Annotated in this window: 13 protein-coding genes; 9 read left to right on the top strand and 4 right to left on the bottom strand. The window is 67.6% G+C overall.

Annotated elements, in window-relative coordinates; genetic code table 11:
• Positions 1–93 precede the first annotated feature (93 nt).
• Together BM113_RS19625 and BM113_RS19620 are read left to right on the top strand one after the other, a co-directional pair.
• The gene (locus tag BM113_RS19625; RefSeq protein WP_089789692.1) at positions 94–624 is read left to right on the top strand and encodes a 50S ribosomal protein L16; all 531 of its coding nucleotides are present in this window, start codon (positions 94–96) and stop codon (positions 622–624) included.
• Positions 625–1,133: 509 nt separating this feature from the next.
• Entirely contained in the window at positions 1,134–2,018 is an 885-nt protein-coding gene (locus tag BM113_RS19620; RefSeq protein ID WP_089789691.1) for an ATP-grasp domain-containing protein, read from the top strand.
• 176 nt (positions 2,019–2,194) lie between these two features.
• Here BM113_RS19620 and BM113_RS19615 read toward each other — a convergent pair whose 3' ends face one another.
• On the bottom strand, positions 2,195–2,608 hold the full coding sequence (locus BM113_RS19615) for an Hsp20/alpha crystallin family protein (RefSeq protein ID WP_007141028.1): 414 nt from the start codon (positions 2,606–2,608) through the stop codon (positions 2,195–2,197).
• A 327-nt stretch (positions 2,609–2,935) separates the two neighbouring features.
• Positions 2,936–4,021, bottom strand: a complete 1,086-nt coding sequence (locus tag BM113_RS19610) for a type II glyceraldehyde-3-phosphate dehydrogenase (RefSeq protein WP_089789690.1) — start codon at positions 4,019–4,021, stop codon at positions 2,936–2,938.
• A 258-nt stretch (positions 4,022–4,279) separates the two neighbouring features.
• On the opposite strand from BM113_RS19610, the gene gap reads away from it, so the two are divergent.
• The 3 genes from gap (at position 4,280) to BM113_RS19595 (ending at position 7,685) form a co-directional block, all read left to right on the top strand.
• Positions 4,280–5,344, top strand: a complete 1,065-nt coding sequence (gap, locus tag BM113_RS19605; protein ID WP_089789689.1) for a type I glyceraldehyde-3-phosphate dehydrogenase — start codon at positions 4,280–4,282, stop codon at positions 5,342–5,344.
• A 67-nt stretch (positions 5,345–5,411) separates the two neighbouring features.
• On the top strand, positions 5,412–6,653 hold the full coding sequence (locus tag BM113_RS19600) for a phosphoglycerate kinase (RefSeq protein ID WP_089789688.1): 1,242 nt from the start codon (positions 5,412–5,414) through the stop codon (positions 6,651–6,653).
• 84 nt (positions 6,654–6,737) lie between these two features.
• A complete protein-coding gene (locus BM113_RS19595) occupies positions 6,738–7,685 on the top strand; it encodes an aminopeptidase (protein ID WP_089789687.1) in 948 nt (315 codons plus the stop codon).
• 80 nt (positions 7,686–7,765) lie between these two features.
• On the opposite strand, the gene BM113_RS19590 is transcribed toward BM113_RS19595, so the two are convergent.
• Entirely contained in the window at positions 7,766–8,425 is a 660-nt protein-coding gene (locus BM113_RS19590) for a helix-turn-helix domain-containing protein (RefSeq protein ID WP_007141023.1), read from the bottom strand.
• A gap of 89 nt (positions 8,426–8,514) precedes the next feature.
• Between BM113_RS19590 and BM113_RS19585 the strand changes: the two genes are divergently transcribed.
• The 4 genes from BM113_RS19585 to BM113_RS19570 all read left to right on the top strand — a co-directional run bounded on the left by BM113_RS19585 (position 8,515) and on the right by BM113_RS19570 (position 11,943).
• Positions 8,515–9,516, top strand: a complete 1,002-nt coding sequence (locus tag BM113_RS19585) for an NAD-dependent epimerase/dehydratase family protein (RefSeq protein WP_089789686.1) — start codon at positions 8,515–8,517, stop codon at positions 9,514–9,516.
• Between the two features lie 128 nt (positions 9,517–9,644).
• A complete protein-coding gene (locus BM113_RS19580) occupies positions 9,645–10,313 on the top strand; it encodes an HVO_0476 family zinc finger protein (protein WP_089789685.1) in 669 nt (222 codons plus the stop codon).
• 160 nt (positions 10,314–10,473) lie between these two features.
• The gene (locus BM113_RS19575; RefSeq protein ID WP_089789684.1) at positions 10,474–11,139 is read left to right on the top strand and encodes a protein-L-isoaspartate(D-aspartate) O-methyltransferase; all 666 of its coding nucleotides are present in this window, start codon (positions 10,474–10,476) and stop codon (positions 11,137–11,139) included.
• A 54-nt stretch (positions 11,140–11,193) separates the two neighbouring features.
• Positions 11,194–11,943 (top strand): protein-L-isoaspartate O-methyltransferase family protein, encoded by a 750-nt coding sequence (locus BM113_RS19570; RefSeq protein WP_089789683.1) that lies wholly within the window; start codon positions 11,194–11,196, stop codon positions 11,941–11,943.
• A 280-nt stretch (positions 11,944–12,223) separates the two neighbouring features.
• Here the strand turns inward: BM113_RS19570 and BM113_RS19565 are convergent, their stop codons facing one another.
• The gene (locus BM113_RS19565; protein WP_089789682.1) at positions 12,224–14,584 is read right to left on the bottom strand and encodes a bacterio-opsin activator domain-containing protein; all 2,361 of its coding nucleotides are present in this window, start codon (positions 14,582–14,584) and stop codon (positions 12,224–12,226) included.
• Positions 14,585–14,647 lie beyond the last annotated feature (63 nt).

The raw sequence follows: 14,647 nt of genomic DNA, 5'->3' as shown, positions 1-14,647 counted from the left end.
GACCGACTGCCGACGTTCCCGCCGCCGTCGTTCGAAACCGCGCTTCGAAGGCTTTATCCGGACGGTAGGCTTCCGTTTTCGTAAGTAACTACGATGTCCGAGAAACCCGCCTCAATGTACCGGGAGATCAGTAAGCCGGCCTACACGCGCCGCGAGTACATTACTGGGATCCCGGGCTCGAAGATCGCACAGCACAAGATGGGCGACATCGCCGCCGACCCCGAGGACTACCCGGTCCAGATCAGCCTCGTCACGGAGGAGGAGGTCCAGATCCGCCACGGCAGCCTCGAGGCCTCGCGCCTGTCGGCCAACCGCTACATGCTGAAAAACGCCGGCGAGAACAACTACAAGATGATCCTGCGCAAGTTCCCCCACCACGTCATCCGGGAGAACAAGCAGGCGACCGGTGCTGGTGCGGACCGTGTTTCCGACGGGATGCGCCAGGCGTTCGGGAAGATCGTCGGCACCGCGGCCCGCATCGACGCCGGCGAGCGTATCTTCACGGTCTGGTGTGACGTCGACGACGCCGAACACGCCAAGGAAGCGTTCCGCCGCGCCTACAACAAGATCACGCCGCCGTGTCGCATCGTGGTCGAGAAGGGCGAAGAGAAGCTGATCGCGTAAACCGAACTTTTGTGCTGTCGTTCGGAAGACGCGTAGCGTCTTCCGTGACTGAGCGAATCACAGATTCGCGATGTTCGCGAGACCGCCGGTCTCGCTTGATGACGAGACGCCGAAGGCGTCTCGAACCACGTGCGGTCGCGAAGCGACCGCACTCGGCAAAATCTCGAGAGAGTTTCGCTCTCTCGGACCTCGCGGAATCTCCGATTCCGCTTAGCTTCGATGACCAGCACTCCTCCTTCCGTTCCGAACGCGTAGCGTTCTCAGCGAACGGCGAGCCGTTCGCTTTGTCGCGGCGCGTAGCGCCGCGCTCTCCACATCAGTCGTCGGCCCGCTCGTTCGCTTCTCTCACTCGCTGCCGGTAACTGGGCAGTTGCCTGCCCTTCCCCGGGTCGTACGACTCTCGTCTGCTCGAGTCGCACTCCCGGCCAGCGATCCGGGAGTGGCCGGCTTCATTGCGACCGGCTTCGTTGCGAGCCACCTTTTTGCCCGCCCGGTCCCGACTCGAGCGTATGATCGATCTCGCGGTCGCCAACGACCAGGAGACGTTCCGGCGGATGCGCGACCCGCTGGCGGAACGCGGAATCGCGGTCCACCACGTGCCCGCGAGCGAGCGCGTCGTGGACCTGACCGACCCGCCGTGGGGGGGCGACGAGTACGACGTCGGCTTCGTCTACCCCGGTCGGCTCATGGAGGGCGGCGTCGCCGATGCGCTCCTCGAGGTCCCGTGGCTCAACGATCACGAAACCGTCCTCACCTCCCGGAACAAGGCCGAGGTGCTTGCCCGTCTCGAGCGTGCCGACCTCCCGGTGCCGGACTCGGTGTACGTCTCGAACGACGTCGACGAGGCGACGCTGACCGAGGTCTTCGAGCGGATCGAGCCGCCCGTCGTGGTCAAGCCGAACTCGACGACCAGGGGCGTCGGCGTCGCGAAGGCTTCCGACCTCGATTCGTTCCTGGGAATCTGTGACTACCTCTCGCTGGTCCACGACTACCGGGCGACCGGGGATCGGTCCTTCCTCGTCCAGGAGTACCTCCCCCAGGCGACCGACTACCGCGTGATGGTCCTCGAGGGCGAGTACGTCGGCGCGGTCGAACGCCGGCTCCCGGAGGAAGCCGTCACAGAGGGCCGGTGGAAACACAACGTCCACCGGGGTGCGGAGGCGACGGGCGTCGACCTCCCCGCCGAGCACCGGGCGCTGGCCGAATCGGTCGCCGCCGAACTCGGGATCCCGTTCGTCGGCGTGGATTTGCTCGAGGCCGACGGGCGGCTGGTGGTCAACGAGACGAACGCCCGGCCGACGATCGACGAGGCGACGAAGTACGAGGCCGACTTCTACGATCGGCTCGCGGGTGCGATCCGGGCGACGGCGGGGGACGGCGGAAGCCCGGACTGATACGGGTCCCTGTCCCGAGGGACCGCCGCAACCGCGACCCGGGCGGCGGTTGCGCCGGAACGGACTCCAGTAAACCGTCTGGGGGGCGAGTTAGTTCCGGAACCGGTCCGAGGAAAGCGTTGCGTCCGGGCGACTAGGGGTCGGTTCGCGACACGACCACGACCGCGACGTTCGCGTTACTCCAGGCTAATACCCGAGGACTTCTCGGCGGGCTCGAAGATGACCTCGAGAACGCCGTTGTTGTACGTAGCGGAGGCGGTGTGTTCGTTGACGCGGCGGGGCAAGGAGACACGTTCGTCGTACTCGCGGTGCTCGCTGCTGGCGGAGATAGTCAGGGTCTTGCCGTCGCACTCGAGTTCGATGTTGTCCTTTTCGACCCCCGGGAGGTCGGCGACGACGCGGATCTCGTCGTCGGTGTCGTGGATGTCCACGTGGGTGTCGGTGCCGAAGCCGTTGTCGCCGGGGCTCCCGGGGCCACCGGGGGAGTCGAAGTTGACGTTCGCATCGGCACCGTTCATCATTTCGTTCATCATTCGCTCGATTTCGCGAAAGAGGTCGTCGAAGGGTTCGTCACGGTCGTCTCGGCGCATGGGTGGTCATAAGAAAGGGAGGTGCAAAAGCTTTCCCCGGATCGAAGGGGTCAGCGAACGATGGGGTTCCGTCGGGTCGGGCAGACGGTCGGTTACTGTTCGTGAACCAGTTACACAACTCCGGGACGAGTCGAAACGCGAATCGGTCCGCCGTCGAGGGTGACGAACTGCGAGTCGCGCCGGTCGCGGACTGCCGTCGGGCCGTCCGCAGGCTGGGTCCGGACGCGGACTACCGGCCGAACGCTCCTACGGCTTCCTGTAGCCCGTTCCGGCGCAACCGCGACCCGGGCCGGCGGTTGCGCCGGTACATCGGTCCAGGGATGCGTATCAGTCGTCCGCCAGCGATTCGTCGGGCGTCCGTCGGTCGGCCGTGAGGTCGGTCCGGCCGTGGAGGTGTGTGAGATCGATCCCGAGCGTCTCGTTGGTGATCGCTCGGCTCTCCGCACTCGAGAGTTCGCCCTCGAGCGCGCGGAGCGCGTCGACGTTTTCGGGGACGACGTCGGCCTCCTGGTGGATCGCCTGCATGCAATACAGATCCTGGCCCTGGAGGGTCAGTGACTCCTCCCAGAGGCAGTTCTCCCAGATGTCGCCCCGCGGTCGACCGGCGTCCTGTGCGAGGTCTTTGAGCGTTCCAGCGCCGTCGATGCCGGCGTAGTCGGGGATCGTGAGGACCCGATCCTCGTTCCGGTACAGCTCCGTGACGTCCTCGACGTCGTCGGGCCGTTCCTCGAGGGTGACGTTGACCGAGTGAACGTGCATCATCGTCGTCGGTACCTTCAGCCCGACCGTATCGATGTCGAGTTCGGGGAAGACGGTCTGGACGTCCGGGCCGTGGTGGGACGGAATCGACACCGGGTCCGGAACCGCGTCGTTGATCGGGCCGCGGCCGGTCTGGTCCGGATCGCCGCCGCGGCGAACGAGGGTCACTCGAGCCTTTTCGACGCCGTAGTTCTCGTGGAGGGGAGCGAGGAACCGGGAGAGACCGGTCGTATTGCAGGAGACGACCCGAACGTAGTCGGCGTCCTCGGCTTCCTCGTAGTTCGCGCGAGCGTTGAAACTCACTTCGGCGACGGTCGCGTCCTCGCCGCCCTGGAAGAGTGCGGGGGTTTCGTGGCGTTCGTACAGCGGGCGGTTCTCGGCACCGACGCCGGACGGCGTCGCGTCGACGATTACGTCGCTTTCGGCGACCAGGTCGTCGACGGTACCGGCGAGGTCGATGCCGATCTCACGGAACCCGTCGGCGCGGCTTTCGTCCGCGGCGTAGACGGCGTAGTCCCGTTCGTCCGCGTTGACCGCGACGTAATCCGGGCTACGTTTCCCGACGCCCTGGACCTCCATGTCGGGCTGTTTGCGGACCGCATCCGCGACGCGTTTGCCGATGGTTCCGTACCCGTTGATTCCGACCCGTAGCATACGGGTCTATCTCCACCGCCAACGCTCATAACCTTTTTGCAGTAAATTGATAGATGTTAACTCGAAATTGAGTAATGGGGGAGAGAGTGCCATACGGTAGTATGCTAATCGATGAAATGAAACTTGTAGAACATATACGGCAGATGGTAGTCACTTGCAATCGCCGACACTTCCTGGATTAGTTACTACTCGTCCCCCGGTATATAACGGTTCTAAACTGGGCAACAAATATAACGCTGGCGATCCTACTACTCGGATATGAGTGAACTTTCGTACAACGGGGTCGAGGGAACGGTCCGCATCGGCCTCAACGGGTTCGGCCGAATCGGCCGAAACGTCCTCCGTGCGTCGCTGTCCGACGACGACGTCGAGATCGTCGCGATCAACGACGTGATGGACGACGACGACATGGAGTACCTGCTGGAGTACGATTCCGTCCACGGCCGACTCGAGGACGTCTCCCGCGACGGCGATACGCTCTTTGTCGGTGACCGCGAGATCCAACTCTATTCCGAGCGCGATCCCTCGGAACTGCCGTGGGACGAACACGACGTCGACGTCGCGTTCGAGGCGACCGGCCTGTTCCGGACCCACGACGAGGCGGCCCAGCACCTCGAGGCCGGTGCCGACAAGGTCGTCATCTCGGCTCCCCCAAAGGGTGAGAAGGAGGTCCCGATGTTCGTCTACGGGGTCAACCACGAGGAGTACGACGGGGAGGACGTCGTCTCGAACGCATCCTGTACGACCAACTCCATCGCGCCGGTCGTGAAGGTCCTCGACGAGGAGTTCGGCATCGAATCGGGCCTGCTGACGACCGTCCACGCCTACACCGGGTCACAGGAACTCATCGACGGTCCGAGCAGCAAGCGCCGACGCGGCCGCGCCGCCGCCGAGAACATCACGCCGACGAGCACCGGGGCCGCGATCGCCACCACCGAAGTCCTCCCCGAACTCGAGGGGAAACTCGACGGCATGGCGATGCGCGTTCCCGTCCCGAACGGCTCGATTACGGACCTCACCGTCGACCTCGAGGCCGACATCACGAAAGACGACCTCGAGGAGGCGATCCGCAACGCTGCCGACGACGAACTCGCCGGCGTCCTCGGCTACACCGACGAGGAGATCGTCTCCCGCGACATCGTCGGGCTTCCGTTCTCCTCGTACGTCGACCTCGAGGGGTCGATGGTCCTCGAGGACGGCCTCGTGAAGGTGCTTGCGTGGTACGACAACGAGTTCGGCTTCTCGAACCGGATGCTCGATCTCGCTGAACACGTCGTCGCGGACTCCGCGGACGTCGACGCCGAGGAAGCGGTCCCGCAGTAACGGCGGTTCCGTTCCCCCGTCTTATTTGACCGCGTTGGCCGACCTAGTAACCACGTACCCAGCAGTCATGACTACGACCACGCCCACACCGACGTCCACCTTTCGGACCATCGACGACCTCGAATCGGGACAGCAACTGCTCGTTCGCCTCGACCTCAACGCCCCCGTCGAAGACGGCGAAGTCCAGGACAACCGTCGGTTCGCCCGCCACGCCGAGACCGTCGCGGAACTGCTCGCGGACGACCACGCCGTCGCCCTGCTTGCCCACCAGGGACGGCCGGGCCGCGATACGTTCGTCTCGCTCGAGGGGCACGCGGACATCCTCGCGGACCACCTCGGCGGGGAGGTCGCGTTCGTCGACGACACGTTCGGCGAGGACGCCCTCGAAGCGATCGACGACCTCGAGTCCGGCGAGGTGTTGCTCCTCGAGAACACCCGGATGTGTGACGAGGAACTACCCGAGGAAGACCCGGACGTAAAGGCCGATACCGAGTTCGTCCGGACGCTGGCCCCCGAGTTCGACGCCTACGTCAACGACGCCTACTCGGCGGCCCACCGCTCCCACGCCTCGCTGGTCGGCTTCCCGCGGGTGATGGACGCCTACGCGGGCCGCGTAATGGAGGCGGAGTACACCGCGAACTCGGCGATCCAGGAGCGGGAGTTCGACGGGCCGGTGACGATGGTACTCGGCGGCACGAAGGCCGAGGACCTCATCCCGGTCATCGAGGAGGTCGACGACACCGTCGACCGGTTCTGCCTGGGCGGCATCGTCGGGGAACTCTTCCTCCGCGCCGACGGCTACGACGTCGGCTACGACGTCGAGGGCACCGAGTTCTTCGACCACCAGTGGGACGACCACCAGGAGACGATCGAGCGCGTCCTCGAGGAGTACGGCGATCGGCTCCACCTGGCGAGCGACCTCGCCTACGATGCGGACGGCGAGCGCGCCGAGCACGCCGTCCAGGACATCGAGAAGGAGACCTCGTATCTGGACGTCGGGAGCGAGACCGCAGACGAGTACGCCGACCTCGTCGCCGAGTCGGAGGCCGTCTTCGTCAAGGGCGCACTCGGCGTCTTCGAGGACGAGCGGTTCGCGGACGGGACGGTCGAGGTCCTCTCTGCGATAGCCGACACCGACTGCTTCTCGGTAATCGGCGGCGGCGACACCTCGCGAGCGATCCCGATGTACGACCTCGAGGAGACGGACTTCTCGCACGTCTCGGTCGCCGGCGGCGCGTACGTCCGCGCGCTCACGGGCGAGGGGCTCGTGGGGGTCGAGGTCCTCGAGGCCGCCGCCGACTCAGAGTAACCGACTCGCGATCGCCGCCGAGTTCGAGGCCCGCCCGGACGGGAGAAGGCAAAACCTATCGGCGCTACGGTCGGACGTAGGGACATGTCCGAACTCCGAACTGCCGCGGAGACTGCCGTTCATCAGTGCCTCGAACTCGAGGCCGAGGAATCCTGCGTCGTCGTCACCGACGACGAGCGAGAGCCTATCGGCGAGGCGCTCTACGAGGTCACGCGTGAGGTCACCGACGACGCGACGATCGTCCGTTACCCGCCGGGCGAGCAACACGGGGCCGAACCGCCGGCACCCGTCGCGGCCGCCATGCGCGGCGCCGATGCCTTCCTTGCGCCGACGACCAAGAGCCTGAGCCACACCCGCGCCCGGTCCGACGCGACCGACGATGGGGCCCGCGGCGCGACGCTGCCCGGAATCACCGAGGAGGTGTTCGTCACGGGACTCGACGCCGATTACGATCGCATCGCCGCGGAGTGTGAACGCACCCTCGAGCGCGTCGCCGACGCCGACGAGATCCGCGTCACGACCGATCTCGGCACCGACATCCGCTTCGCGGTCGGCGATCGCGAGTGGTACGACGACACCGGCGACGTGAGCGAGTCGGGCTCGTTCTCGAACCTCCCCGCCGGGGAGGTGTTCGTCAGCCCCGTATCGGCCGACGGCACCTTCGTCGTCGACGGGACGATGCGCCCACACGGGCTGCTCGAGGACGGCCATCGACTCGAGTTCGAGGTCGAGGACGGCCTCGTCACGGAGATCTCGGACGACGAGATCCGCTCGCAGGTCGAGGCGGCGTCCGAGGAGGTCGGCGACGCGGCGTACAACCTCGCCGAACTCGGCATCGGAACGAACGTCGGCGTCACTGACCTCGTCGGGTCGGTCCTGCTCGACGAGAAGGCGGCGGGCACGGTGCACATCGCCATCGGCGACAACGCAAGTATCGGCGGCGAGACCGAAGCCCCGATCCACCTCGACGGCATTCTCCGAGGGCCGACGGTGTACGCCGACGGCGAGGAGATCGAACTGCCCGAGGCGTAAGGTCGACCCCTTCGAGCGTCTACCGACGCTTGCCGGAACGCCGCGGTCGAGGGTGTCCCGGTACCCCCACCGTCTCGCAGTCAGGACCGTAACACGGACCGGAGGAGCTTCGACTCGGCTTTCTGGAGGTGTTCGGCGGCCGTACTGGGCGCACAGTCGAGCGCTCGAGCCACGTCCTCGTGATCCGCTTCGCGCGGTATCTCGTAGTAGCCGAGTTCGAACGCCGCCTCGATCGCCTCGCGTTGCCGGTCGCTCAGCGTGGAGTCGAGTTCCCCCGGTACGCCCGCGAGGCCGCCGATCTCCTCGACGACCACCTCGATCGAGTCGGGGATCCGGTCGATGATACCCGTTATCTCCGCGGAAGGGCCGAAAACGGAGTACGACACGGTCCCGTCGGCCCGATACTCGACCGGGGGGATCGCGACGACCGGGCTCCGCTCGAGCAGGTCGAGCAGTTCGCGAACCGGTTCGTTCGTCGTGTCCCGGATGTAGACGTAGAAGTCGTCCCCGCCGCCGACCGTGAGGTCGTAGTCGATGACCTCCGGAACGCGTTCGACGTCCGACCGGAACTCGGTCGCGTCGCCCTCGACGTAGTGCATGATCCCGAGTTCGTCCCCCGAGTAGTTCCAGTGCATCGCCGTCGCCCGTTCGACGTACGGGGCGTTTACGAGGAGATCGTACATCGGATGGATCTCCGCCTCCCGTCCCCCGGCGTCGAGCGTGAGGCGCACCCGCTTCATACGGACGACCCATTCGGGCCGCTGAGTTAAATGTCCGATACTGCTGCCGCAGTAACGACTCCCGTGTGGGGCGCGACTAGACGACCGAGATGCGCGTATTCGTTACCGGTGCGACCGGCGTCCTCGGGACCCGCCTCGTCGAGCGACTCGCCGACCGTGGTCACGACGTCTACGGCCTCGTCCGCGACGACGAGGGAGCCGATCGGGTCGAGTCGCGTGGCGGGATCCCGCGTCGTGGTGACGTCCTGGACCGCCGTTCGCTCGAACGGGCGGTCCCGAACGTCGAGGTGCTCGTTCACGCGGCTACGTCGATTCCGACGGCTACCAGGCCGAGCGAGGCCGACTGGGAACGCAACGATCGGGTCCGGGTCGACGGCATCCGAAACCTCGTCGGAGTCGCCGGGGAGGGCGTCGACCGCGTCCTCTTCCCGAGCGTCGTCTGGGTCGCTCGCCAACCGGACGGCTCGCCGTTCGACGAGTCGGCGAAGCGAAGCCCGGATCGGACGACTCGGTCGGCGGCGGCCGTCGAGGACTTCCTTCGGGAGCGTCGGTCGGCGTTCGGGTTCGAGGCCGCGATCCTGCGCTGTGGCTTCTTCTACGCACCCGACTCCGCCCACACGCGTCAGTTCGGGCGGTCGGTTCTCGCGGGACGGCTCCCGATCCTCGGTCGTGGGTTGCTCGGGCGGGAAGACGCGAGGCTGTCGTTCCTGCACGCCGAGGACGCGGCCCATGCCTTCGCTGAGGCGATCGAGACCGAAGTCGGCGGCCTCTACCACGTCGTCGACGATCGCCCGACGACGTTCGCCGAGTTCCTCACGGAACTCGCCGACGAACTCGGCGCGCCGCCGCCGCGCCGCCTCCCGGCCTGGCTGGCGCGTCCGGTTCTCGGCGGAGAAACGACCGCCTTGCTGACGGAGCCGATGCCGACGACGAACGACCGGTTCCGCGACGCCACCGGGTGGGAGCCGGCGTACCCCACGTACCGGGACGGGTTGCGACAGGTCGTCGAGCGCTGGGCCGAGGACGGCACGCTACGGGAAACGCCGGAGGGCTACAGGTGGAACGAGGGCCGAACGGCGGCGACCGCGTAGTCGGCCGGGGCCACGCGTCGTCGGCCGTGCGTCTCCTACCGGCTCCAGTCGTCCCCGCCGCCTGAGCGCCGACCGCCTGCCGGGCCAGGTCCAATCGCCTTTTAGGTACGTGGCCGCTACGAGGTGTTATGAGCGACTCATCGGAGCTGCCGGATCGGGTGCCGACGCCCTGTCCCTCCTGTTCGCCGGACCTCGAGACCGTTCACGAGGTCCTCACGGCAACCGAGGGTGGCGGGACCGTCACCGTCCGCTGCAGCGAGTGCGATCACGTCCACAAGGTACAGCCCGAACGACCGTCCGAAGTGACCCTCGACGTCGTCGTCTCCCAGGAAGGCGAGTCCTTTACGGCGAACGTCACGACGCCCGAAGAGGAGACCGTCGAGATCGGCGACGAGTTCATCCTCGAGACCGAGGAGGTCCTCTCGACGGTGCGGGTGACCAGCGTCGAACTCGAGGGCCACAAGCGCGTCGAGGAGGCTCCGGCCGAAGAGATCGAGACCGTCTGGACCCGCGAGGTCGACAACGTCGCGGTCAACGTGACGATCCACCCCCAGGACGGCTCGAGGGACGACAGCCGCTCGATCACGGTCCGCGTGCCGGGCGACTACGAGTTCGAGGTCGGCGAGGTCGAGAGCTTCGGCGACGACGAGTTCGAGATCGACGCGTTCGTCGTCCGCGGCGACGCCTCGGACTACGACCGGGACCGCTACGAGATCGAGGGCGATACGGTACTCGCGAAAGACGCCAAGCGCGTCTACGCCTACGACGAACAGACCAGCGCCTGGTCGGCCTGGTAACCGAACCGAGCCGAACCGAGCCGAACCGAGCGTCCGTTCTCCGTTCGATTCCGCCCCACTCGTTTTTCCCGCCGGTCGGCGTTCGTCAATACCTGCTCGAGTACGGGCTGCACGCAGTCGCGTCCCATAGCCTATTGCCCACCACCGCGTACGTTCGGCCATGTTCGATCGTTTCGGTTCCGACGACGGGGGCGTCGACGACGGCGATTACGAGGCCGCCCGCCAGCGGATGGTCCGGACCGTCGCCTCCCGGGTCGACGACGATCGAGTCCTCGAGGCCCTCGAGGCCGTCCCCCGCCACGAGTTCGTCCCGCCCGATCGCCGCGACGGTGCCTACCGGGACCGGCCGCTGCCGATCGGGGACGGCCAGACGATCAGCGCCCCGCACATGGTCGCGATCATGGCCGACGAACTCGACGTAGAGCCCGGCGAGGAGGTCCTCGAGATCGGCACCGGCTGTGGCTACCACGCGGCCGTCACCGCGGAACTCGTCGGCGCGGCGAACGTCTACAGCGTCGAGTACGGCGAGGAGTTGGCCGAACGGGCCCGCGAGCGACTCGAGCGCACCGGCTACGGCGAGGTCTCGGTCCGGACGGGCGACGGCCGGAACGGCTGGCCCGAACACGCCCCCTACGACGCCGCCTACTTCACCTGTGCGACGCCGGAACTGCCGGACCCGGTCGTCGACCAGGTCCGCACCGACGGTCGGCTGCTCGCGCCCGTCGGCACCGGTTTCCAGACGCTCGTGAAAGCGACCAAACGTCCGGACGGGAGCCTCGAGCGGACGGAACACGGCGGCGTCCGCTTCGTCCGGATGCGGGGGTGACCTACCCGAGCAAGCGCGCCATTGATTACGTCTCGACGGGTAGCCCGACTAGACATGGACCCCGCGGTACTGCGAGAGGACATGGTCGACGGCCTCGAGTCGCCGGCCAAGGGCGTCCTCGCGGACGAGGACGTCGCCGTCGCCATGCGCGACGTCCCGCGCCACGAGTTCGTCGACGACGAGCGGACGGCCTACGCCGACCGCGAACACGAGATCCTCGGGACGCGCGTCCTCCCGCCCAGCATCGTCGCTCGGCTCTTCGAAGCGCTCGCCCTCGAGGACGGCGACAGCGTCCTGATCGTCGGGGCCGGCGTCGGCTACACGGCCGCCGTCGCCGCCGAACTCGTCGACGAGACGGACGTCCACGCCGTCGACATCGCGCGCCCGCTGGTCGCCGAGGCCCGGACCAATCTCGAGCGCGCGAGCTACGGCGGCGTCCTCGTCGATCGCCGCGACGGCGCTGAGGGGCTCCCTGAGTACGCCCCGTTCGACCGAATCCTCCTCGAGGCGGCGGCCGTCGACGCGCCGCGGGCGTTGCTCGAGCAACTCGCCCCGGACGGCCGGCTCGTCTTTCCGCGGGGGTCCCGACGGCAGCGGCTCGTCTCGGTCTCGCCGGATGGAGAGGACCGGGAGTTCGGCGTCGTCTCCTTCGATCCGCTGCTCGTAGAGGGGGAACAGTCCGGCGCTGTCGAACGCAACCGGACGACCCGCGAGGACCGCGAACGCGCGCGCCGCCGCGCGGAGTCTCGCACCGGCTGGGAGCAGGAGTGGATCGAGTGGGACGATCGCGTCGAGTCGAACTGATACGGTCTGCTGGACCGATTTCCTCGCCGGACTGCAGGCGTTCGCGGTCCGGCCGGCAACGACGTCCGGGAAAGCGGATGCTGCCGGTCGGCGTTCGGGACCTGTTTTCACCGATACGCGACACTGGTAGGGTTCCGTCGCGGAACGAAAATGGGGGTGGGGATTGGGGGATTGGGGGTGGCGACAGCGTATCGCAGATCGCCACCTAAGCCTATGGAGCGACGGGGGTTAAATATGATTTCTAACTGTTTAGTAGTCCGTTCTGACTGGTACTAATTATTTAGAGTCGGTCGAACGCGAGCGCGGCGAGCTTCCGTTCCGCGGCCCGCAGGTGGTAGTGGTAGGTCGGCGCCGATACGTCCAGCGCCGCCGCGAGGTCTTCGCCCGTACTCTCCCGGGGCCACTCGAAGAACCCGCCGTAGTGGGCGGCCTGCAGGGCCTCGAGTTGCTTGGCGGTGAGCCGCTCCTCCAGATGGGTGTCGAGCTGGCGGGCCGAGGGAACGGCGTTGGTCTCCCGGCGGGCGCTCAGCTCCGTCGCCGGGTACTCGGCGCGGATCGCCTCGACCAGTTCGCGCGCGTCGACACGTTGTGGCACCTCGAGGACGACCGTCGACGTGCCGTCGTCGCCGGCCATCGTCCGCACACGGACGTCGTAGCTCCGGACGACGTCGAGAAACGGCGTCGGCTCGGTCGTTACCTCGAGCAGTCGTTCGTCGTCGCCGGCCGAGACGGTCGTGATCGACTCGACGGAGGCCGACTCCCTCTCGAAGGCGTCGACGTCGGCGTCTTCCGGGACGCTGACGAAACACACGGCCTCGTCCTCGCTGCGCTCGACGATCCCCTCGAGGGTCGCCCGGCCGACCCGCGCCGACAACCGGTTGAACAGCAGCCGCTCGTCGCGACATTCGAGTTCGAGTTCGAGGCGGCCGTCGTCGAGCATCGCCCGCGTTCGCTCGACCGAGCGGATCGCGTGGCCGATCGTCTCGCCCAGTTCGGACAGCACTGCCCGCTCGCGGTCGGCGATCGAGTCGACGCCGCCGACGTGGACGACCAGGGCCCCGTGGTGGCGTTCCTCCCCGACGAGGGGCACGGCGAGCACCGTCTGGAAGCCGTGGGTCAGCGCCTCTTTCCGCCGCCGGTCCCAGCCCTCGGCCTCGAGGACGTTCCCGACGACGCTGACGCGCTCGCGCTCGAGGGCATCGCGAACCAGCCCGCGTTCGGGGGCGCGCTCGCCGTCGTCCCGGAGCCGATCCACGTAGGTCGCGTCGACGCCCGCCCACGCGGTCGGCTCGGGCGGGTCGTCGGTCGTCGCGATCCAGGCGAAGCGATAGCGGTCGGTGTCGGCGAGTCGCTCACAGACCGTCGTCTCGATCTCCTCGCGGGTCGAGGCCCGGGCGATCCCGTGGTTGATCTCGCGGACGATCTCGTTGGTGTGGTTGAGCCGGGTCAGCTCCTCGTTCTGTCTGGTGAGCGTCCGGTCGCGCTCGCGGAGCAGTTCCTCGCGTTCGGCCCGGTCCAGGGCGGCCTCGGCGTTCGCCGACAGGACGTGCAACAGTTCGGTCATCGTCCCGTCGAACCCGTCCTCGCGGTCGGTACCGGCGACCAGGACGCCGTGGGTACCCAGCGGGACGATCAACTCGCCGCGGCCGGGGGCCGTCGGCGCGGGCGTCGCGTCCGCTTCCGTTCCGACGGTGATCGCGTCCGCGGGCTCTCTCCCCTCGAGGGTCGCGCTCTCCCCCTCGGAGAAGGCGTCCCAGATCGCCCCCTCGCCGCGTTCGAAGCGGTCGACGGGGCCGTCGGCCGTCGGCTCGAGCGTCGGGTCGGTGCCCCGTTCGGGCTCGCCGCGCGGGGGTTCCGCGTCCGCGCCCGAGTTCGCCGTCGACCCGGGTCCGTCTCCGGGTCCGGGTCCGGGTCCGGGGCCACGGCCCGGGTGAGATCCGGTACCGGCACCGCTACCGGCACCGCTACCGGCACCGCTACCGGCAGCGGCACCCGCAGGCGCCCCCGTTCCCGTACCGCCCGCCGGACACTCCCCGGTCGACGCCACCAACTCGAGCGCGCCGTCGGTCGGCTCGAAGGCGTACGCCGCGACGGTCGCGGCCTCGAGGACGTCGCGGGCGGTGTCGACGGCCGTCCGGTAAATCTCCGCCTTGCTCTCGGCCCGCATCAACTCCCGTGTCGTCTCGTGGAGCGTCGTTACCGTCCGCTGGTACCGCCGTTCGCTCGCCCGGAGTTCGTTCTCGGTCCGGTACTGTTCGACGGCGTTGACGACCTCGTTCGCCAGCACGGCGTACTGCTCGTTGCCCGTCTCTTTCCTGAGGTACTGGCTCACGCCCGCGTCGATCGCCTCGCTCGCGACCGCTTCCGATCCCTTGCCGGTAAAGAGGATGAACGGGAGATCGGGGTCGTCCTCCCGGACGCGCTCGAGCAACTCGAGGCCGGTCGTTCCGGGCATCTCGTAGTCGCTGACGATACAGTCGACCGGCGGGTCGCCGGGGGCGTCGAGTCGCTCGAGTGCTTCGTCCGGACTCGTGGCCGGTTCCGCGTCGAGGCGCTCGCGTTCGCGCTCGAGCATCTCGCAGGCCAGTTCCGCGAAGCCGGGTTCGTTGTCGACGACGAGGACGGTGATGCGGTCGGTCATGGGTCTGCGTGTTCCGACGGATCGCGGTCGTCGGCGTGGGGACCGACGGCGCCCGCAGTCATC

Origin of the sequence: Natronobacterium haloterrestre (genome assembly GCF_900112205.1) — an archaeon.
Classification (GTDB): domain Archaea; phylum Halobacteriota; class Halobacteria; order Halobacteriales; family Natrialbaceae; genus Natronobacterium; species Natronobacterium haloterrestre.
The sequence above is the reverse complement of the archived record's forward strand: the minus strand, read 5'-3'. Positions and strand labels throughout refer to the sequence as shown.